At 66.8% G+C, this 18,735-nt stretch carries 23 protein-coding genes and 2 tRNA genes; 11 read left to right on the forward strand and 14 right to left on the reverse strand.

The genetic code is table 11. The features are described from left to right. Positions 1 to 90: 90 nt before the first annotated feature. On the reverse strand, positions 91 to 618 hold the full coding sequence (locus VEA80_RS01565) for an SET domain-containing protein (RefSeq protein ID WP_325058927.1): 528 nt from the start codon (positions 616 to 618) through the stop codon (positions 91 to 93). A 177-nt stretch (positions 619 to 795) separates the two neighbouring features. Beyond that, positions 796 to 870: transfer RNA gene (locus VEA80_RS01570), tRNA-Gln, on the reverse strand. Positions 871 to 1,008: 138 nt separating this feature from the next. Here VEA80_RS01570 and VEA80_RS01575 point away from each other — a divergent pair. The 3 genes from VEA80_RS01575 (at position 1,009) to VEA80_RS01585 (ending at position 2,472) form a co-directional block, all read left to right on the forward strand. Then, positions 1,009 to 1,085, forward strand: a tRNA-Pro gene (locus VEA80_RS01575). A gap of 20 nt (positions 1,086 to 1,105) precedes the next feature. Continuing rightward, complete coding sequence (locus VEA80_RS01580; RefSeq protein ID WP_325058928.1) at positions 1,106 to 1,483, forward strand: putative quinol monooxygenase; 378 nt, start codon at positions 1,106 to 1,108, stop codon at positions 1,481 to 1,483. Then, the gene (locus tag VEA80_RS01585; RefSeq protein WP_325058929.1) at positions 1,480 to 2,472 is read left to right on the forward strand and encodes a glycosyltransferase; all 993 of its coding nucleotides are present in this window, start codon (positions 1,480 to 1,482) and stop codon (positions 2,470 to 2,472) included. Before VEA80_RS01580 ends, VEA80_RS01585 begins: the two co-directional genes overlap by 4 nt. On the opposite strand, the gene VEA80_RS01590 is transcribed toward VEA80_RS01585, so the two are convergent. Continuing rightward, positions 2,438 to 3,922, reverse strand: a complete 1,485-nt coding sequence (locus VEA80_RS01590; RefSeq protein WP_325058930.1) for a glycosyltransferase family 39 protein — start codon at positions 3,920 to 3,922, stop codon at positions 2,438 to 2,440. The two genes, VEA80_RS01585 and VEA80_RS01590, sit on opposite strands and share 35 nt — an antisense overlap. A gap of 17 nt (positions 3,923 to 3,939) precedes the next feature. Continuing rightward, a complete protein-coding gene (locus tag VEA80_RS01595; RefSeq protein WP_325058931.1) occupies positions 3,940 to 4,359 on the reverse strand; it encodes a hypothetical protein in 420 nt (139 codons plus the stop codon). A 211-nt stretch (positions 4,360 to 4,570) separates the two neighbouring features. Between VEA80_RS01595 and sppA the strand changes: the two genes are divergently transcribed. Next, a complete protein-coding gene (sppA, locus tag VEA80_RS01600) occupies positions 4,571 to 6,325 on the forward strand; it encodes a signal peptide peptidase SppA (RefSeq protein WP_325058932.1) in 1,755 nt (584 codons plus the stop codon). Between the two features lie 75 nt (positions 6,326 to 6,400). Here sppA and VEA80_RS01605 read toward each other — a convergent pair whose 3' ends face one another. Together VEA80_RS01605 and purQ are read right to left on the reverse strand one after the other, a co-directional pair. Further along, positions 6,401 to 6,808, reverse strand: a complete 408-nt coding sequence (locus VEA80_RS01605; RefSeq protein WP_325058933.1) for a hypothetical protein — start codon at positions 6,806 to 6,808, stop codon at positions 6,401 to 6,403. Beyond that, positions 6,805 to 7,467: a phosphoribosylformylglycinamidine synthase subunit PurQ gene (purQ, locus tag VEA80_RS01610; RefSeq protein ID WP_325058934.1), complete on the reverse strand. Its 663-nt coding sequence runs from the start codon at positions 7,465 to 7,467 to the stop codon at positions 6,805 to 6,807. The genes VEA80_RS01605 and purQ overlap by 4 nt, the downstream gene beginning before the upstream one ends. Positions 7,468 to 7,581: 114 nt before the next feature. On the opposite strand from purQ, the gene VEA80_RS01615 reads away from it, so the two are divergent. Both VEA80_RS01615 and VEA80_RS01620 read left to right on the forward strand, forming a co-directional pair. After that, a complete protein-coding gene (locus VEA80_RS01615) occupies positions 7,582 to 7,728 on the forward strand; it encodes a hypothetical protein (protein WP_325058935.1) in 147 nt (48 codons plus the stop codon). Positions 7,729 to 7,792: 64 nt separating this feature from the next. Next, on the forward strand, positions 7,793 to 8,812 hold the full coding sequence (locus tag VEA80_RS01620; RefSeq protein ID WP_325058936.1) for a PstS family phosphate ABC transporter substrate-binding protein: 1,020 nt from the start codon (positions 7,793 to 7,795) through the stop codon (positions 8,810 to 8,812). 6 nt (positions 8,813 to 8,818) lie between these two features. Here the strand turns inward: VEA80_RS01620 and VEA80_RS01625 are convergent, their stop codons facing one another. Continuing rightward, positions 8,819 to 9,337 carry a hypothetical protein gene (locus VEA80_RS01625; protein WP_325058937.1) on the reverse strand — a complete coding sequence of 173 codons (519 nt, stop codon included), beginning with the start codon at positions 9,335 to 9,337 and terminating at the stop codon, positions 8,819 to 8,821. Positions 9,338 to 9,414: 77 nt separating this feature from the next. Here VEA80_RS01625 and VEA80_RS01630 point away from each other — a divergent pair, with 77 nt between their 5' ends. Then, on the forward strand, positions 9,415 to 9,585 hold the full coding sequence (locus VEA80_RS01630) for a hypothetical protein (RefSeq protein ID WP_325058938.1): 171 nt from the start codon (positions 9,415 to 9,417) through the stop codon (positions 9,583 to 9,585). Between the two features lie 105 nt (positions 9,586 to 9,690). On the opposite strand, the gene VEA80_RS01635 is transcribed toward VEA80_RS01630, so the two are convergent. The 3 genes from VEA80_RS01635 to purC all read right to left on the reverse strand — a co-directional run bounded on the left by VEA80_RS01635 (position 9,691) and on the right by purC (position 11,201). After that, positions 9,691 to 10,098 (reverse strand): hypothetical protein, encoded by a 408-nt coding sequence (locus tag VEA80_RS01635; protein WP_325058939.1) that lies wholly within the window; start codon positions 10,096 to 10,098, stop codon positions 9,691 to 9,693. After that, positions 10,098 to 10,343, reverse strand: coding sequence for a phosphoribosylformylglycinamidine synthase subunit PurS (gene purS / locus VEA80_RS01640; RefSeq protein WP_325058940.1), 246 nt, complete (start codon positions 10,341 to 10,343; stop codon positions 10,098 to 10,100). The genes VEA80_RS01635 and purS overlap by 1 nt, the downstream gene beginning before the upstream one ends. A gap of 111 nt (positions 10,344 to 10,454) precedes the next feature. Further along, the gene (gene purC, locus VEA80_RS01645) at positions 10,455 to 11,201 is read right to left on the reverse strand and encodes a phosphoribosylaminoimidazolesuccinocarboxamide synthase (protein WP_325058941.1); all 747 of its coding nucleotides are present in this window, start codon (positions 11,199 to 11,201) and stop codon (positions 10,455 to 10,457) included. A gap of 195 nt (positions 11,202 to 11,396) precedes the next feature. Here purC and VEA80_RS01650 point away from each other — a divergent pair, with 195 nt between their 5' ends. Both VEA80_RS01650 and VEA80_RS01655 read left to right on the forward strand, forming a co-directional pair. Then, positions 11,397 to 11,717 (forward strand): DUF1476 domain-containing protein, encoded by a 321-nt coding sequence (locus tag VEA80_RS01650; protein WP_325058942.1) that lies wholly within the window; start codon positions 11,397 to 11,399, stop codon positions 11,715 to 11,717. Then, positions 11,714 to 12,079 (forward strand): DUF983 domain-containing protein, encoded by a 366-nt coding sequence (locus VEA80_RS01655; protein ID WP_325058943.1) that lies wholly within the window; start codon positions 11,714 to 11,716, stop codon positions 12,077 to 12,079. The genes VEA80_RS01650 and VEA80_RS01655 overlap by 4 nt, the downstream gene beginning before the upstream one ends. Positions 12,080 to 12,108: 29 nt before the next feature. On the opposite strand, the gene VEA80_RS01660 is transcribed toward VEA80_RS01655, so the two are convergent. Further along, positions 12,109 to 12,645 (reverse strand): hypothetical protein, encoded by a 537-nt coding sequence (locus tag VEA80_RS01660; protein WP_325058944.1) that lies wholly within the window; start codon positions 12,643 to 12,645, stop codon positions 12,109 to 12,111. 209 nt (positions 12,646 to 12,854) lie between these two features. On the opposite strand from VEA80_RS01660, the gene VEA80_RS01665 reads away from it, so the two are divergent. Then, positions 12,855 to 13,457 (forward strand): hypothetical protein, encoded by a 603-nt coding sequence (locus tag VEA80_RS01665; protein WP_325058945.1) that lies wholly within the window; start codon positions 12,855 to 12,857, stop codon positions 13,455 to 13,457. Here VEA80_RS01665 and purB read toward each other — a convergent pair. From purB to VEA80_RS01680, 3 genes are all read right to left on the reverse strand, one after another. Further along, complete coding sequence (purB, locus tag VEA80_RS01670; protein ID WP_325058946.1) at positions 13,454 to 14,761, reverse strand: adenylosuccinate lyase; 1,308 nt, start codon at positions 14,759 to 14,761, stop codon at positions 13,454 to 13,456. The genes VEA80_RS01665 and purB overlap by 4 nt on opposite strands. 31 nt (positions 14,762 to 14,792) lie before the next feature. Next, positions 14,793 to 16,136, reverse strand: coding sequence for an MFS transporter (locus tag VEA80_RS01675; protein ID WP_325058947.1), 1,344 nt, complete (start codon positions 16,134 to 16,136; stop codon positions 14,793 to 14,795). Between the two features lie 154 nt (positions 16,137 to 16,290). Further along, positions 16,291 to 16,920, reverse strand: coding sequence for a hypothetical protein (locus tag VEA80_RS01680; protein ID WP_325058948.1), 630 nt, complete (start codon positions 16,918 to 16,920; stop codon positions 16,291 to 16,293). A 231-nt stretch (positions 16,921 to 17,151) separates the two neighbouring features. On the opposite strand from VEA80_RS01680, the gene VEA80_RS01685 reads away from it, so the two are divergent. After that, positions 17,152 to 18,735 carry an ABC-F family ATP-binding cassette domain-containing protein gene (locus VEA80_RS01685; protein ID WP_325058949.1) on the forward strand — a complete coding sequence of 528 codons (1,584 nt, stop codon included), beginning with the start codon at positions 17,152 to 17,154 and terminating at the stop codon, positions 18,733 to 18,735.

Here is an 18,735-nt window from a genome sequence, read left to right on the forward strand (position 1 = left end):
ATGCCGCTTGGATTGGCGTCACCGTGAGCTTGTCGAAGGTCGACGCTGCGCTCGGACACTGATTGCCGGCGGGAGGCCAATGGCTCCGGGCTATTTTCTGCTGACGCCGGCGCTCTTGGCGCTGCTCTTCGCGGCTTTCTTTTTCCTTGCCGCCGTAACCCTGTTCGAAGCCGCTTTGACGGCCGTTTTCTTCACGCCGCTCTTCGCCGCCGCGCGCTTCTCTTCGCACTTCGGGCAGGCGCAGATGTCCTTCAGGTACTCGTTGAAGTAGGCCTTGCCGTAATCGTAGTTCAGCTCCTCGCCCGGCTTGATGCGGCGCTTGGCGTGGATGAAGACGCGGCCCTTGTGGATGTTGGGCTCGCAATTCGGCCGGCAGGAATGGTTGATGTAGCGCGCGGTGTTCCAGCGCGGCGCGCCATCGATCGTCTTGCGGGAATGAATCTCGAACAGGTATTTCGAGTTGGCCTTCTCTTCCTGCTCCTTGCTGAGTTCGACCCCGACATACTCGATGACGCATGCGCCCTTCGGGATCTCGCTCTCGGCGTAGAGTCCAAGGCCTGTCGCCGACCGGCCGACCCGCAGGTCGAAATCGCCCGGGATGTAGCTCTTACGCGTCATCGTCGCTCCGTTCTGAAACGCTGGGAGGGCGTTGCTCTTAGCAGGTGTTCGCGTCAGCGAAAGCCTTGCCAGGGTCGGAGGGGCGTAAGCCAGCTGAAGCTAAGCGCGGGTTGACTCCGGCCGTCCTCCGCTAAAGCTACGGACGACAGCCTCCGCTCCGATCCACGTAGCGTAGGCTGGCTGGGGTGCTAGGATTCGAACCTAGGAATGGCGGTACCAAAAACCGCTGCCTTACCGCTTGGCGACACCCCAACAGCGGCGAAGCGCGTACTTAGAGGCGCCCGTGTTCGGATGCAACTGCGCCCGTGGACGCGAAGACCCTGCGCCGCAGTTTCGCCCGAAGCTGGTCCGTTGCATCCCGATTTGGCCCGGTCTATAAGCCCGCCTCCTCGGAGCATAGCTCAGCCTGGTAGAGCACCACGTTCGGGACGTGGGGGTCGTAAGTTCGAATCTTGCTGCTCCGACCACTCATTCGGCCGTCTTCCCGATGATTTCGGACCGCCGCACGATCCTGGGCGCCGGCCTTGGCCTTTGCGTCGGGGCCACCGCCTGCCGTAATGAAGACGGCATGTACGGCCTGATCGGCAAGATGATCGCCAAGCCCGGCCAGCGCGACGCGCTGATCGCCATCCTGCTCGACGGGACGGGGGCGATGCCCGGCTGCCGCTCCTACATCGTCGCCGCCGACCCAGCCGACGCGAACGCCATCTGGATCACCGAGGTATGGGAGCGTGAGGCCGACCACGACGCCTCTCTCCAACTGCCGGCGGTGCAAGAGGCTATCGGCCGGGCCCGGCCGATGATCGAAGGCTTCGGCGAGCGCTTCGTAACCGAGCCCATCGGCGGCGTCGGCCTCAGCTCGTGACCGTCGCCATCGTCACCCCAGTCTTCGAGGATCAGCAGAGCTTCGCGGAGCTCTGCCAACGCCTGGCGGAGATCGGCCGCGCCGCTTCGATAAGGTTCCACATCATCGCCGTCGACGACGGCTCGCTCGGCGCGCCGCCGCGCATCGAAGCGCTGCGCGAGGCCGGCGTGTCGGGCGAGATCTTGCGGCTTGCCCGCAATGTCGGTCACCAGATGGCGATCGCGATCGGCTTGGCCCATGCGCACGCGCTGCCGAACTTGACCGCCTGCATCGTCATGGATTCCGATGGCGAGGACACGCCCGAGAGCATCCCGCGCCTGCTCGCGGCGGTGCAGGGAGGCGCGGTCGATGTCGCCACCGCGCAGCGGGCGAAACGCTCGGAGACGCTGACCTTCCAGACGTTCTACGCCGTCTACAAGCGGCTGTTCAAAGTGCTGACCGGCCAGCGCCTGCGCTTCGGAAATTTCATGGCGCTGACCCCGCGCGCGCTCGAGCGCATGTCGGGCATGCACGAAACCTCGACCCATGTCGCCGCCGCCGTGGTGAAGGCGCGGCTGCGCCGCGCCGACGTGCCGACTGATCGCGGCAGGCGCTATGCCGGCCAGTCGCGGATGAACTTCCCGAGCCTCGTGCTGCACGGCATGCGCGCGGTGATGGTGTTTGCCGATCTGGTGCTGACGCGGATGGCGCTGGCGCTGGTGGCGATGGCGGCGATCGTCGTGCTTGTGGTGATCGCGGCGCTAGCCGCCAAGTTGTTGGGCGCGACCACGCCCGGCTGGGTCACGCTGGTGACGGGCTTTGCGCTGACCCTGTTCGTGCAAACCGGTCTCTTCACCATGATCACGCTGATCGTCTCCAGCCTCGGCCGCGTCGACACGCCACCGCGCGTGCGCGAGCGGGCGCTCGAATACGTCGCCGAGATCGAGCGCACCGACGCGAGCGCTGCGATCGGCTTCACTGGCGCGGGCGTTCGCCGGCCGGCGGAATGATCGCGTAGTACATCGTCACAGGTCGCGTCTTCGCGTTCGGGCGATTGGGCAGGAAGCTCATTTCGTTGCGCGGCCTGTCGCCGAGCAGGCTATCGAGTCCCCACGGCTCGGCCCCGCTCCAGACCACGAGCGCCCCGTCGCGCGCCACGTCCTCCGGCGTGAGCCAGGGCGAGATTTCGTAATCGGCGTTGATGAGCACGCTGGGCGGATTGCGCTCGTTGAGGCCGACGAGGCCGGTGCTCCAAATGTCGCCGGCGACGATGCGGAGCGGCGCGCCGCCGGTGGCCGTGCGCCATTGCTCCTGCATCGCGGCGTCGATCTCGGCCTGCGGCCAGTTTCCGCGCAGCGGCTTGCCGGTGAGCTGATAGCCGTATCGCATATGGCCGAAATAAAGCCCTGACGTGAACAGGATCACCACGAGCGCCCCGATCAGCGTCCCGCGCGCGCGGCGCGCATCGATGCGTTGCGTGAGCAACGCCGCCGCGAGCAGGCCCGACAGGTTGAACATCGGCGCGCCCCAAGCGGTGCGCAGGCCGCTGACGCTGACGAGGCCGATCAGCGTGAGCACGACCGGCGGTCCGAGGCCCATGATCAGCAAATAGCGGAGCGCGCGCTTGTCCGGCACCTGCGGTGCATCCTCGGCGCGTTTGCCGAACAGACCCGCGCACAGCATCAGCACGAACATCGGAATGTGGTGCGCAAGTTGGATCGGCAGGAAGCCGAGCGTGTCGACGAACTCGACGCTGGTCGAGCGGCGCGCGGCGTAAGCGAACGGCTGAAAATCGTGTTCGAACAGCCAGAGAACCTGCGGCGCGAACACCGCCGCCGTCACGAGCGCGGTGATCCAGGGGCCGGGCGTCAGCAATTTTCGTCGCGCCTGACGATCGTGGAGCATCCATACGCCGGCCATCAGCAACAGGATCGCGCTCGAATATTTGGCCCAGAGGCTGAGGCCGGCGGCGAGGCCGAGCAATATCCACCAGCCCAGCCCGCCACGCGTCGTCGCCTTCCAGAGCGCCAGCGCCGTCAGCGCCCAGAACGGCATCTGCGCGACGTTGTGGTTGAACTCGGGACTGGGCCAGGAAAAGAAATAGACCCCCGTCAGCAACGCCGTGCCGATCAGCGCGCGCCGCGCATCCATCAAATCGCGGCCGAGCGCGTAGACGGCGGCGAACGTCACGACAATGAAAACCTGCGAGACGAAATAGGCCGGCCAGCCGGCCGCCCCGGTGATCAGCCGCACCCCTTCGAGCACGAGCCCGGGTAGATTCGGATGCTTGAAGATGGCGACGACGCCTTCGCGGCCGGTCGCGTATTCGTCGACGACATCGAGCGGCGGCGCCGAGTGCGAGAGCAGCGGCGCGAGCGACCAGAAGGCGAACTGGGCGGCGATCAGCATCCAGAGCGCGCGCTCCGGGCGCTCGAGCGTCCGCGCGAGGAATGACGTCATCTCGCCGGTCTGCCCGCTCAGCCTTGGCCTTGCAACAGCAGCCAGAGCCCGGCGAAGCCGGCGCCGGCGAGGATCACCCAGCGCGCCGTCTCGGCCAGAGCGTGGACCAGCCCGCGGGCGGGGCCAAGCAGGCTGAGCGCCAGCGTCAGCGTGAACCCGGCGCCGACGGCGAGCCAGACCTCGAATTCCCCCAGCCGCGAATCCATCGCCGCGATCCAGGCGAGATAGGCGCCGATGGCGGCGAGCGCGAACCGGACCAGCGCCTTGAGGATGGCGCTGCCGCTGCGGTGATAATCCGGCGCCGGTTCATCGACGGCGACCGGAGCTGGCGCTGCGAGTTCGTGGCGCAGCCGCTTCCAGGCTTCCGCCTCCATCTCTGCCCGGACCTGCTGCTCGAGCATCCAGTCGTCGCTGGCGATGGCGGGCCTGCGGGTCATGCGGCGGGGTCCTCCGCGCCCACTATGCCCGAGGCCAGCCGCCGCGGAAATCCCAAGCCGCAGCAACCCGTTGCCGCCTCGGGACTGCGGTTCAGACGCCGGTAGCCAGTCCGATTTATCATTTTTCGATAAAATCGTGCTTGCCTTCGCGGGCTCTTCATATCATTTATCGATAAACCCGGCGGAAGGTCCGGGGCGCGGAGTAGTTCTCGTGAAGCAATTCCTCATCACGGTGGGCGGTGTGCTGGTGGGCCTGGTGCTCTTCCTGTTCATCGGCCCGATCCTGCTGTTCTCCATGCTGGCCGCCATGGCCGCCCCGCCGGCTCAGCCCTCGCAGATGGTGCTGGCGCTCGACCTTCGGGAAGAGATGACCGACCAGCGCCCGTCCAATCCGTTCGCCGCCCTGGGCGGCAGCCCCGCGCTGCTGGAGGTGCTGACCAAGCTCGACGCCGCGCGAACCGACGACCGGGTCAAGGGGCTCTACATTCGCGCCAACACCGGCGGCATGCCGGCGGCCCAGGCTGAAGAGTTGCGTGCGGCGCTGGCGGCGTTCCGTCAGTCGGGCAAGTTCGTCGTCGCGCACCTGCAGAACGACAACGTCCGCATGGGCATGCCGGGCTACATGGCGATCGCCGACGCCGATGAAGTTTGGCTGCAGGACGCCAGCGAGTTCATGCCGATGGGCCTCTCGGCCGAGGTGACGTTCCTCGCCGGCACGCTGCAGCGCTATCACATGCAGGCGCAGTTCGAACGCCGCGAAGACTACAAGACCGCCGCGCACACATTGACGCAGCGCACGTTCACGCCGGAGCACCGCGAGTCGATGCTCTCGCTGATGACCGGGCTCTACGACACGATGCTGGCGAATATCGCCGCGGACCGCGGCATCACGCCGGCGGCGGCGCGGACGGCGATCGAATCGACGCCGTTCACGGCGGCGCGCGCGCGTGAGCTCAGCCTCGTCGACCAGATCGGCCGGCCGGAAGAAGCCGAACGTGCGGCTCTGGCGCGCGCTGAGAACGCCGAGATCGTCGACTTCGCCGAGTATCGGGCGCCGACCCACAATCGCGGCCGCGTCATCGCCGTGGTGCAAGGCGAGGGCGCGATCGTCTCGGGCGTGCCGGAAGACGGCTTCTTCGGTGAAGACTCGGTGATGAACAGCGACCGCATTGCCGAAGCGCTGCTCGAAGCGTCGGAGGACGAAGACGTCGCGGCGATCGTGTTCCGCGTCTCGAGCCCGGGCGGTTCGGTGGTGGCGTCCGACCAGATTCTGGCGGCGCTGCGCACGGCCCAGGAGCGCGGCAAGAAGATCGTCGTGTCGATGGGCGATGTCGCGGCTTCCGGGGGCTACTACGTCTCCGCCTACGCCGACGAGATCGTCGCCAATTCCGGCACGATCACCGGCTCGATCGGGGTGATCGGCGGCAAGCTGATCATCGGCCCGGCCTTCGATCACTATCTGTCGACCAACACCGAGACGATCACGGTGGGCTCGCCGATGGTGGAGATGTTCACCACAGAGCGTCCGTTCAATCAGGCCGAACAAGCGGCGTTCGCCGGCTTCATCGACCGCGCCTACGCGCAGTTCGTCGGCCTGGTCGCCGAAGGCCGCGAGATGGCGCCGGACCGCGTGCGCGCGCTCGCCGGTGGGCGGGTCTGGACCGGCCAGCAAGCGCTGGAGCGCGGTCTGGTCGATCGTATCGGCGGCTTCCATGTCGCCGTAGCCCGCGCCCGCGAACTGGCCGGCATCGGGGCCGACGACCGCGTGCAGCTGCGCTTCTATCCGGCGCAGGAGAACCCGTTCGAGGCGCTGGGCGCTCTGTTCGGCGCATCGAGCGAGAGCGCCGAAGCGCTGGTGCGTCTCAACGCGGTTCTCTCCGATCCGCGCACCCAGCGCGCGCTCGCCGCCCTGCGTGAGGAGGACGGCAGCGTCCGCGCCGAAAGCGAGGCGCCCCGCATCCGCTAAATCGAGTTGAACTCCACAGCCTGAGCCCTCCGCGCTGACGCGCGGAGGGCTTTTTCTTTGGCCGCGCCGCTCGCGTCAGCCCTTGTTTTCGACTTCGTACTTCGGCAAGTCCGCGCGCAGCGTCTCGTAGAGGCGCTCGACGAAACGCTCCGGATTATCGTCGACGAAATCGTCGAAATAAGCCTCTAGGTTGGACTCGAACACGTACTCGCCGTCCTCGGCGAAGATGAAGCCGAGCTCCTCGTCGGTGCCGACGTGAATGACGGCGATCTGCGTCTCGTCTTCGTCTTCTTCGTCGGCGAGCGCGAAGCTCAGCCGGCGCGAGCGGATTTTCTCTTCCAGGATCGGCGCGAGCGCCTGCAGCGCGGCGAGGTCGTCGAATCCGGTGTCGTCGCTCATCGCCGCCTCGAGGCGTTTGCGCGCGTTGTCGACCTCCGAGTCGAAATCGGACGCCGGGGCGTTTTGCGGCTTCTTCGCGTTCATGCCGCGTCCATCAGGCTTTGGAACACCGCCGCGCCGCCGGTGCGGCCGAGCACAGGATCACTGGCGCGCTCCGGGTGGGGCATCATGCCCATGACGTTGCCGCGGGCGTTGACGATGCCGGCGATGTCGCGCGCCGAGCCGTTCGGGTTAGCGAGATAGCGGAACACGACCTGACCCTCGCCTTCGATCCGGTTCAGCGTCTCTTCGTCGGCGACATAGCGGCCGTCGCCGTGGGCGATGGGGATGTCGGTTTCGCGCTGGTCGCGATAGGCGCTGGTGAAGGAGGTGTTGGCGTTGGCGATGGCGAGCGGGACTTCCTTGCAGGCGAACTTGAGGCCCGCATTGCGGGCGAGCGCCCCAGGCAGGAGCCGGGTTTCGGTCAGCACCTGGAAGCCGTTGCAGATGCCGAGCACGAGGCCGCCGCGCTCGGCGTGGGCGATGACGTCGCGCACGATCGGGCTTTTCGCCGCCATCGCGCCGGAGCGGAGATAGTCGCCATAGGAGAAGCCGCCCGGCAGCACGACCAGATCGGTGCCTTCGGGCAGCGTCGGGTCCTTGTGCCAGACCATGGCGGCAGGCTTGCCGGTGATGCGCTCGAGGGCGCGTGCGGCGTCACGGTCGCAATTGGACCCGGGGAACACGACGACTGCGGATTTCATGGCCCTTCAATAGGGTGCGTCGGGGCGGATTCAAAGACCGAACGCGCTGACCGGGGCGCGGCGCCGCAGCGGTTTTGGGTGCAATCGGCGGCAAGCGCCGGTATAGGCGCCCGCATGGCGACTTGGGTGCTCATTGTGGCGATCGCGTCGATCGCGCTGACCGGCGGGCTGGCGTTCTTGCTTTACCGGATGAATGCGCCGGCGGAACAAGCGCACAAGGAGTCGCGCGATGGGGAGCGTCCCGGCGGCGGCGACGTTTGAGACGCAAGTGTCACAATCGCGTGGCAAACGGCCGGCGGGATTCGCAACAAGACGAGGGATGACGATGCAGAATTCATTGCGTGCGACCTTCGCGGCGGCGGCGCTGGTCGCGCTCGCCGCGTGCGGCGACAATGCGCAGCGGCAGAGCGCCGGCGCAGGCGCCGAGGCGATCCAGATCGACGGCTCCTCGACCGTGTTTCCGCTTTCGGAAGCTGTGGCGGAGGCATTCAGCGCTGCGGCCACGGGCGGCGCGCGCGTGACGGTTGGCGAAAGCGGCACCGGCGGCGGCTTCCGCAAGTTCTGCCGCGGCGAGACGCAGGTGCAGGGCGCCTCGCGTCCGATCACGGCCGAAGAGATGGCCGCGTGCGCGGCGGCGAACGTCACCTATGTCGAGCTGCCGATTGCATTCGACGGCATCAGCGTCGTCGTCAACAACGCGAACCCGGCCACCGCAATCACGCTGGCTGAGCTGCGCCGCGCCTGGGAGCCGGCGGCCGAGCGCACGGTGACGACGTGGCGTCAGATCAATCCGAGCTGGCCGGCGACGCCGCTGCTGCTGTTCGGCCCGGGTACGGCGTCGGGCACGTTCGATTACTTCACGCAAGCCGTGAACGGCGACGAGGGCGCCTCGCGGACCGATTACACGCCGAGCGAAGACGACAACGTCATCGTTCAAGGCGTCACCACCAATCCTGGCGCGATGGGCTATTTCGGCTACGCCTATTACGACCAGAATCGTGAGCGGCTGAAGGCGCTGAGCGTCGACGGCGTGGCGCCTTCGCCCGAGACCATCGCCAACGGCACGTATCCGCTGGCGCGCCCGATCTTCATCTACGTGAACGCCGAGGCGCTGCAGCGGCCGCAAGTGCAGCGGTTCGCGCAATATTATGTCGCGAACGCTGGTCGGCTGGCGCAGCAGGTCGGCTATGTGGGCCTGAGCGAGAGCGCCTATCAGACGCTGGCGACGCGCGTGCGCGAGCGGCAGGCGGGCACGGCCTTTGGCGGCGAGAACGAGGTCGGCGTCAATCTCGCTGAGGTGCTGGCGCGCCCGCTCAGCACCGCGGCGCCTGCTGCGGCGGAATAATCAGCCTCAGGGCTGCGCGATGCGGGAGAAGCTGGCGGTCTCGCTGCCGGCTTCTCCGTTTTCGATGTAGGTTTCGTTGCGCACGAAGGCGCCGCCGGCATTGATGCGAACCCAGAAGGCGTGCTGGTGCGCGGCGCTGGCGTCCTGCAGATTGGTAGCGTCGCGGAAGCTGAACTCGAGCCGTTCGCCGGAGAGATCGGGGCGATAGCGGAGGCGCGGCTGATTGCCGATCGGGCAGTAGTGCGTCGCCAGCAGGTCTCCGCCGTCCATGTGATAGACCGTCATTGACTGACGCGTCGGCGACATCGTCCAGGTTTCGATCAGAACCGTCTCGTTGGCGATCAGCCGATAATTGACGAGAAACGTGCGCCCGCTTTCGGTGCGGCCCTGCCAATCGCCCGCCAGCGCCTTCAAGTCCGCGAACGCCTGCGCCGCGCTGCGCGCGTTGGACTGGGCGCCGGCGCGCGCGGGCAAGGCGGCTGCGGCAAGAGCGGCGGCGAAGGCGCGGCGGCTCGGTCTCTTCATCACAGGCGCTCCCGTCGCCGGCCTTGCTCGACCGTCAGGCGCTTATAAGGCCGGCGCGCGCTTCCTACATCCTGAATATGACCACTGCCGTAATTGCCTTCGCGGTCGGCGTCGTCTTCCTGCTGGCGCTCGCCGCGATTTCGCTGCGCAGCGTCGGCCGCCGGCGCAGACGCGTTCCCACGGACAGCGGGCCGATCATTCCAATCGAAACGCCGCACGACGGCGACGCGGGCGGCGGCGACGGCTAGTTCTTGCGGCCAGCGGTTTTCGGTGTTGCGCCAAGCGAGCCAGGCCGTAGCGCTTCGGTTTGAATCAGGCTTGCGACATGGCGCGAGCGTGGATCAAGCGCCGCGTCAGCGGCTCTCGAGCCGGCGGCGGCGCGCGATGACGCTCTCTTGGCGCGGAATGAACACGTCGCCGTCCGGCGTTGGGCGGAGGTGGCCGACGATCAGCCCTTCCGTGCCGAACCGAAACGGCGAACTGCAGGTGCGGCCGCCGATCTCGACGCGCACCGCCTCGCCGGCGAAGTCGCCCCGCACGACGCGGCGGACATTAGCGGTGACGATGCGGCGGAGCCGCGACGGGCCTTGCGTCTCGCTCCCAGGGAAGGTGACGTCGAGCACGAACGTTTCCCGGCTCAAGTGCGCCGGCGCCGGCTCTTCGAAGACGATGCCGAGGGCGTAGTCTGCGCTGCGGCAGGCGAGTGCGGGTGTGGCCGAGGCGAACAGCAATGCGCTAACCAGCAGCGTCGCGCGCAGCATCAGCTCGCGATCTCGACGCGGTAGCTTTCGATCACGGTGTTGGCGAGCAGCTTCTCGCACATGTCTTTGACTTGCGCTTCGGCGGTGGCGCGATCCACGGCGCCGTCGAGTTCGATCTCGATGCGCTTGCCGACGCGCGCGTCCTGTACGCCGCCGAAGCCCAGCTCTTTCAGCGCTCCGGCGACGGCCTTGCCTTGCACATCCAGCACGCCCGGTTTCAGCCCGACAGTCACGATCGCTTTCATAAGTGCTCCCCTGCGGGGAGAGGAAATAGAGAGTTGGGAGTGGGAGTAGGGCGCACTGGGCGCTGCACACTCCGATCCCTATTCCCTATTCGCTACTCCCAATTCCCTCGTTTAACCCGCTTCGCCGCCGGCGGCCTGCTTTACGATGCCCAAGCGGCGCGCGACTTCCACGTAGGCTTCGGTGACGTTGCCGAGATCGCGGCGGAAGCGGTCCTTGTCCATCTTCTCGTTTGTCTGAACGTCCCAGAGGCGCGCGCTGTCGGGGCTGATCTCGTCGGCGATGACGGTGCGGACCATGTCGCCTTCGTAGAGGCGGCCGAACTCGAGTTTGAAGTCGACGAGCTTGATGCCGACCGCGCCGAACATGCCGAACAGATAATCGTTCACGCGCAGCGTCAGCGCCATGACGTCGTCGATTTCTTGCGTCGAGGCCCAGTTGAACGCCGTGATGTGCTCTTCGGCGACCATCGGATCGCCGAGTTCGTCCTTCTTGTAATAGAACTCGATGATCGAGCGCGGCAGCGGCGTGCCTTCTTCGATGCCGAGCCGCGTCGACAGCGAACCAGCGGCCACGTTGCGGCAGACGACTTCGAGCGGGATGATCTCGACTTCGCGAACAAGTTGTTCGCGCATGTTCATCGTCTTGATGTAGTGCGTCGGCACACCGATCGCGTTCAGGTTCGTCATGATGAACCCGGAGATCTGGTTGTTGATCACGCCCTTGCCTTCGAGGATCGCCTTCTTCTGCGCGTTGAAGGCGGTGGCGTCGTCCTTGAAGTATTGGATCAGCGTGCCGGGCTCGGGACCCTCATACAGGATCTTGGCCTTGCCTTCGTAGATCTTCTTGCGACGCGACATGGGAGCCCTCCTTGGGGGGCGGCGGCGTTGGGCGCCGTGGCGTGAGCGGAATCGCCGCTACACAACAAGGTATGAACTTAGGAGAGATGGGCCAGGGCGCCAATTGGCGCGGCGGCAGGTCTGGCGCCCGGCGGTGGTTGATCCGGGGCGGGCGCACCCCTATTCAGACAAGGAACTGAGGAGGCCTGAAAGGCGATGAGTTTCGACGACCGGCAACGCGGCGAAGAGAAGAAGTTCCAATTGGATCAAGAGCTTGAGTTCAAGGCGCAGGCGCGCCGGGCCAAGCTCGTCGGGCTTTGGGCGGCTGGACTCATGGGCCTCGCGGACCAAGCGGCCGAGGATTACGCCAAGTCCGTGGTCGTGGCCGACCTGGAGGAAGCCGGCACGGAAGATCTCTTCCGCAAAATCCGGACCGACCTCGACCTTCACGCCGTCCAGCTCTCGGACCACCAAATCCGCGCCAAGATGGACGAGGCTCTGGCCGAGGCGCGGATGTCGGTCAAAGCCGGCTCGTGACAGCGACCCCGGAGCGGGCCCGGCTGACGCAGATCATCTGGCGGGGCGCGCGCCTGTGTTGCCCGAGGTGCGGCGAGCGCACACTCTTCGGCGCCTATCTCAAGCTGAACCAAAGCTGCCGCGCGTGCAGGGCTGACTTCTCGCGCTCGGAAACGGCGGATGTCGCCCCTTACGTCACAGTGATGCTGATGGGCCTTGTGGTCATGCCGCTGACACTGGTGCTGGTTCTCAACGTGGGCGCAGACGCCGAGCTGATGCTGGCGCCGTCGCTGCTGGTTGCGGTGGCGGCCGCGCTTTTCTTGCTGCCGCGCGTGAAGGGCGTGCTCGCGGCGCTGCTCTGGCGCGCGCGCCGCGAGATTTAGGTCCGCCTCTGGAACGCGATGAAGCTTGATCATTCGATGCGGTGCAGATTGAGTTCGATGTTCTGCGTCCAGGTCGCGCCGCCGTCGCGGCTGATTTCGCCGATCTCGCGCCAGGTGTTTTCAGTCAGCCAGATCGTGTAGCGCGACTGCACCGGGCCGGCCGGCGTGCTCCAGCGGAAAGCGCCATCGGGCAGGAATTCCGCTGTCGCCGTGGTGGCGTGGCCGAACGCGTAAGTGCGGAATTCGTAGGCCTGCGTGCGGGGCGCGTAGGAGAGCACGGCGAACGCCTCGAACACGGGGGCGCCGGTCCGCTCGGGCGTGCTGAAGCCGCGGCCGTGGACGATCAGAATCGTGCCGTCGAGCCCGGCGCGGACCTCTTCGCGCTGATGCACGAGCATCGGATGCGGCCCGCTCACGCGCGCTTCGCCCTCCCACACGCCGACCAGGCCTGAGAGACGCTCCAAAGCGGCGCGGTGGGGCGCAAGGTCCACTTGGTATTGCCCCAGCGCCGGCTGGGGGACGGCGAGGGCGGCGAACGCGAGGAGAGCGGCGAAGAGAGTGCGCATGTTTGCCTCCGACAAAGGACTTTATAACACAAAGTACCGAAGCCCTCAGAAGTCAAGGGGCTTCGAAAACGGACCGGGGCGGGAGCTTGGCGGCTCTCGCCGACGCCGGGTCGGCCGCCGCAGGTTTGCTAACGGGCGTTCACCGCATTTCTGAACGCTTCGTCCACCGCGCGCGCGCGATGATCACGCCGGGTAAGGCGGGAATTTCGATGCTGCGCAAGCTTGTCCTGGGCTTGGCTCTTGCCGCGAGCGCTTGTGCGCCCGCGCCGCCGAGCATGCCGGCCACCGATGCGATCGAGTTGCTGGAGCGCTTCGCCGCGGGCGCAGCCGGGATCGACGTCTGTTCGCCGCAGGGACGCGCGACGCTGCGCGGGGCGGTGCGGTCCTACAGCGCCGAGATGGAGGCGGCCGGCGTCGCTTGGCCGACGCTGCCGGACGAAGGCGCGCTCAAGGCGGTCGACGTCACCGTGGTGATGGCGCTGGTTTCCGGGTTCGTGGAGCCGTCCGATCTCGACGGCCGCGCACGCGCGCTCGCGGGCGGACTGATGGTCGCCAACTTTCCGCAGGTGCGCGACTTCCATCGCGCCGCGCGCGTCGCCTGCGCCGAGCTGGTGGAATTGCAGCAGACCGCCTCGCGCTACGCAATCGAACGCCAACGGCTCGAGCGGCTGATGGCGCGCGCCGACGAAGGCGCGCGCGCCGCCGAGCGCGTGCGCCGCCAAAGCGAGCGGCTGCGGACGACGCTCGCGGACATGCATGCGTTGGCCGAACGCGTGGAGCGCCGTGTCGCCGAGAGCCGTCACGCCAGCTAACCGAACACGCGCTTGAAGATATCGTCGACGCGGGCGAAGTGGTGGGCGTCGTCGAAGCAGTTCGCGAGCGTTTTGGCGTCGAGCTTGGCGGTGACGTCCGCATCCGCCTTCAAGCGATCGATCAGAGCGGTCGCCGGCCGCGGCGGCGGCGATTGCCAGACGGCCATGGCGTTGCGCTGCACCAGGCGATAGGCGTCCTCGCGCGTCACGCCCGCTTGGGTCAGCGCCAGCATCACGCGCTGCGAATTGTGCAGGCCGCCGAGCAGCGCGAGGTTGCGCGCCATGTTTTCGGGATAGACGACCAGTTTTTCGATCACCATCGCCATGCGGTGGAGCGCGAAATCCAGATGGATGGTGGCGTCGGGGCCGATGCCGCGCTCGACGCTCGAATGGCTGATGTCGCGCTCGTGCCAGAGCGCGACGTTTTCCATCGCCGGCGTCACCGCGCTGCGCACGAGACGGGCGAGGCCGCAGAGATTTTCAGTGAGCACCGGATTGCGCTTGTGCGGCATGGCGCTGGAGCCCTTCTGGCCCGGCTCGAAGAATTCCTCCGCTTCGAGCACTTCGGTGCGCTGCAGGTGGCGCACTTCGGTGGCGAGGCGCTCGATGCCGCTGGCGACGACGCCGAGCGTTGCGAAGAAAGCGGCGTGGCGATCGCGCGGGATGACTTGGGTGGAGACGGGCTCGACTTCGAGTCCGAGCCTATCCGCCACATACGCCTCAACCCGCGGATCGATCTGCGCGAACGTGCCGACCGCGCCGGAGATCGCGCAGGTGGCGATTTCCTTCCGCGCAAACATGAGCCGATAGAGGTTGCGCTCGAATTCGGCGTAGTGGCCCGCAAGCTTCAGGCCGAACGTGGTCGGCTCGGCGTGGATGCCGTGGCTGCGGCCAATCGTGGGCGTGAACTTGTGTTCGATGGCGCGCTTTTTCAGCGCCGCCATCACGCGTTCGCAGCCGGCTATGAGCAGGTCGCTCGCGCGCGCGAGCTGCACTGCGAGGCAGGTGTCGAGCACGTCGCTCGACGTCATGCCCTGGTGCGCAAAGCGGCTCTCCGGCCCAACGTGCTCGGCGACGCTGGTGAGGAAGGCGATGACGTCGTGCTTCACCTCGCGCTCGATCTCGTCGATGCGGGCGACGTCGAACTTGCCCTTGGCGCGGTATTCCTCCGCCGCACTTTTCGGAATCGTGCCGAACTCGGCCATGGCTTCCATGGCCAGAGTTTCGATCTCGAGCCAAATGCCGTAACGGCTCTCAGGCTCCCAAATCGCCACCATCTCGGGGCGCGCGTAACGTGGAATCATGGGCGCCTTCTAGCCCGCACAACGCTCGAGGTCACGCCACCCAATCGCGGCGCAAAGTCCGAGCTGAAATGAGGAAATGGAGCCCGGCCCAGAGATAGCCGAGCACGCCGATCATCATGGCGTAGCGCAGGCCTGATTCTTTGCCAGAGGCGCACTGTGAGTCGGACAGGCGGGACGGATCCGCACAGATTTCAGTGCTGAGGCCGAGCGGTATGAGCTGGGAGTTCGCGAGAAAGTCGCTAAGCGCTCCGATAGCCGGTGGGCCGAGCCCCAGGCCGATCAGGTTGACGATGAAGAGCAGCACCGCGACCGCCGTTGCACGCATGCGCGGAGCAACAACCCCCTGAGTTACCGCATACATCGGGCCAAGATAGAAATAGTGCGTGATGGCGCCGAGCATCAGAGCGGGCATCGCGAGCCAAATATTTGTTAGGTTGAAGGCGAGGACGTACATCGGCGTTGCGACGACGAAGCCGAGCGCCGGCAGCCAAGCGAGGGCGTTGGGATGGCGCTTGGAGATGCGATCGGCAAGGAATCCCGACGTGAATGTGCCGATTGCGGCGCAGAGACCAAGCACGACACCGACAAGGGTTGCGCCCTCGAAAAGCGAAAATCCGTGCGTGCGGATCATGAAGTTCGTCAGATATTGACCGACGCCATAGCCTACGAAGCTCGCCAGCGCTGAGCCTAGTGCGATGTGCCAAAATGTTGATTTTCGAGCCAACGCAGTGAAGGCGGCGACGAAGCCAGGCGCTTCGGCGGCTGGCGCGCTACGTGGCGGCTCTCTCACTGTGAGTTTGACGATGATGGCCAGCAGGACGCCCGGAACACCCAGCCAGATGAAGGCTTCGCGCCAGCCCACGTTGGTCGCGATCCAGCCGCCGCCGACCGCTGCGATCATCGAGCCGATGGGTATGCCGAGCGCGTAGATCGACAAGGCGGAGGCGCGGCGATCCGCAGGGAAGTAGTCCGAAATAATCGAGTTTGCAGGCGGGGTGCAGCCGGCCTCCCCGATTGAAACACCAACGCGCGCGGCGAACAGTGTTGCATAGTTCACGGCGAAACCGCAGGCGGCGGTCATAACGCTCCAGATGGCGACGCAGACTGATAGGATCGTCATGCGGTTCATACGCTCAGCCAGTCGCGCGATCGGAATGCCGAGCAAGGTGTAGAGAATTGCGAATGCCGTTCCGCCGAGCAGACCCAATTCTGTGTCGCTGAGGCCAAACTCGTTTTTGATGGGCTCACTCAGGATCCCCACCACAATCCGATCGATGAAGTTGAAGGTGTAGACGACGAGGAGGGCGCCGAGGACGTAGGCGCGATAATTCTTGGTGCCGAAGCCCTGAAAGGCCGGCGCGGCTGCGTCGGTCATGCGTCCTCCCGCTTATCGTTGGCGCGACTGTGGCGGGCGCAGGCGCGGCGGTCAAACGATCTGAGACGCTTCGCCTCGCGGGCGCGCAGGCATGGGTCGCGTTCCGGAGCGCGGGCTGCGCATCCGGGCGTCGCGGCGCGGCTTGTTCGAGCGCTCAACTGGAATCGTCCTTGGGAAGCGCGGCTTCGGCGGCGGCTGTGAGGCGTTCGGCCTGGTCGACTCGGTGCGCGTACGTCGGCGGCGCGCGCAGGATGCGGCCGGCGCAGCCGGGATCGGCGCGGAGGCGACGGGCGAGGCGCCTGGCGTAAGCCTGCGGCGCGTTGAAGACGCGGATCATGGCTTCGAAGCGCTCGGCCAACGGCCAGGCGGAAGCGAAACCGCCAAGGCGCGCGGGCGCCTCTCCGCCCTGCCCAGTCATTTCGCGCCCCGACGCAGGCCGGCGCGACGCCGACGGCCCATAGAAGGCGGCGAAGCTCACGCGCCACTCTTCCGGTTTGTCGGGGGTGAAGCTCATGAGTTTGCGGACGCGTTTGTGCCCCCTTCGTGTGCGCGGCGATGCGGGCGAGGGATAGGCGGCGGCTTCGATCAGCAGCAAGCGGCGCAGCATGGCTTCGCCGGCGCTGAGCCAGGAGCTGAGCAACGTGTGCGCGGCGCGCGTCAGCGTGTGCTGGGCGGCGATGTCTTCGGGCGCGCCGAAGAGATTGTGCAGCAGCTGCAGGAAGGCTTCGGCGATGCGCCAGAACTCGAGCGGCGCGTGGCGAAGGGCGGGTGATGATGTGGACATTTGCGGCGCATTATACGGCCGTTTTCCCGCGGTCGGATTGATTGGTCCTCGTGCGCCGAAAAACGCATGTGGCGCAGCAGGTTGACGTTTCGAGACGCGGGGATAGAAGGCCTGCCTATCCCCGATTCAGAAAGCTGCTGCGCGCCGCGCCGCAGTGCGGAAAGAGGCGCCACGATGTGATCCGTACTGGCCCATTCGAGCGTTGAGCTTTGCTTTCGGGACCGCGGATCCATGCCTGCTTCAATCACCATCGCCAATGTGTCTTGGGCGACGCCTGACGGGCGCCAGCTCTTTTCCGGGCTCGATCTCAGTTTCGGCCCGGAGCGCGCCGGCCTGGTCGGCCGCAACGGCGTCGGCAAGACGACGCTGTTGAAGCTGATCGCCGGCGAGCTCGCGCCGCAGAGTGGAACGATCTCTGTCAGCGGCCAACTCGGCGTGCTGCGCCAGATCGTGCAGCTCAGCACTGAAGAGACGATCGCGGATCTGTTCGGCGTGCGCGCTGCCTTGGCGACGCTGCGGCGGGCCGAAAGCGGCGAGGCGAGCGCGCACGATCTCGACGAGGCGGACTGGACGCTCGAAGCGCGGATGGAGGCGGCGCTGGCGCGCGTGGGCTTGGCCGCGGGCCCGGAAACGCCTTTGACGGCGCTCTCCGGCGGGCAGCGCACGCGCGCCAGCCTTGCGGCGCTGGTGTTCGCTGAGCCCGATTTCCTGCTGCTGGACGAGCCGACCAACAATCTCGACCGCGACGGCCGTGCGGCAGTGATCGATCTGCTCAGCGGCTGGCGCGCGGGCGCGATCGTGATCAGCCATGACCGCGAGCTGCTGGAGAGGATGGACGCGATCGTCGAGCTGACGTCGCTGGGCGCCACGCGCTATGGCGGCGGCTGGAGTCAGTATCGCGCACGCAAGGCGCTCGAATTGGCGGCGGCCGAGCGCGATCTTGCCGATGCGGAGAAGCGCGTGACGGAGGTGGCGCGCAGCGCACAGGCGACGCGCGAGCGGCAGGAGCGCCGCGACGCCGGCGGCAAACGCAAGGGCGCGAAAGGCGACATGCCGCGCATCCTCGCCGGCGCGCTCAAGCGCGCGGCCGAGAATACGACCGGCGCCAACGCACGGTTGGCGGAACGGCGGCGAACAGAGGCCGACGCGGATGCCGCGGATGCGCGGGCGCGGATCGAAGTCTTGCAGCCGCTTGCGGTGACAATTCCGTCGACGGAGCTGGCCGCGGGCAAGGTGGTGCTGCGCTTGGAGCATGTGAGCGCCGGCTACGCGCCGGGCGAGGCGGTCCTTCGCGATCTGTCGTTTGCCATGACCGGCCCGGAGCGCGTCGCCGTGGTGGGCCCCAACGGCTCGGGCAAGACGACGCTGCTTGCGCTCGTCATCGGCGCGCTGGCGCCTTGGCGCGGGACGGTGCGGGTGGTTACGCCCTTCGCGCTGCTCGACCAGCGCGTGAGCCTGCTCGATCCGGCGCTGACGGTCCGGGAGAATTTCCTGCGCATCAATCCCGAGGCTGACGAGAACGCCTGCCGCGCCGCGCTTGCGCGCTTCATGTTTCGCGCCGATGCGGCGTTGCAGATCGCCGGCACGTTGAGCGGCGGACAATTGCTGCGCGCGGGGCTCGCCTGCGTGCTCGGCGTGCAGCCGCCGCAGCTGCTGATGCTGGACGAGCCGACCAACCATCTGGACATCGATTCGATCGAGGCCGTCGAAGCGGGGCTGCGCGCCTACGACGGCGCGCTGCTCGTAGTGAGCCACGACGAAGCGTTTCTGAGGAATATCGTCGTGACGCGGCGGCTGGAGTTGGGTTCGCCCTAG

The sequence above is a fragment of the Vitreimonas sp. genome, assembly GCF_035627415.1.
Lineage (GTDB): Bacteria > Pseudomonadota > Alphaproteobacteria > Caulobacterales > Aquidulcibacteraceae > Vitreimonas.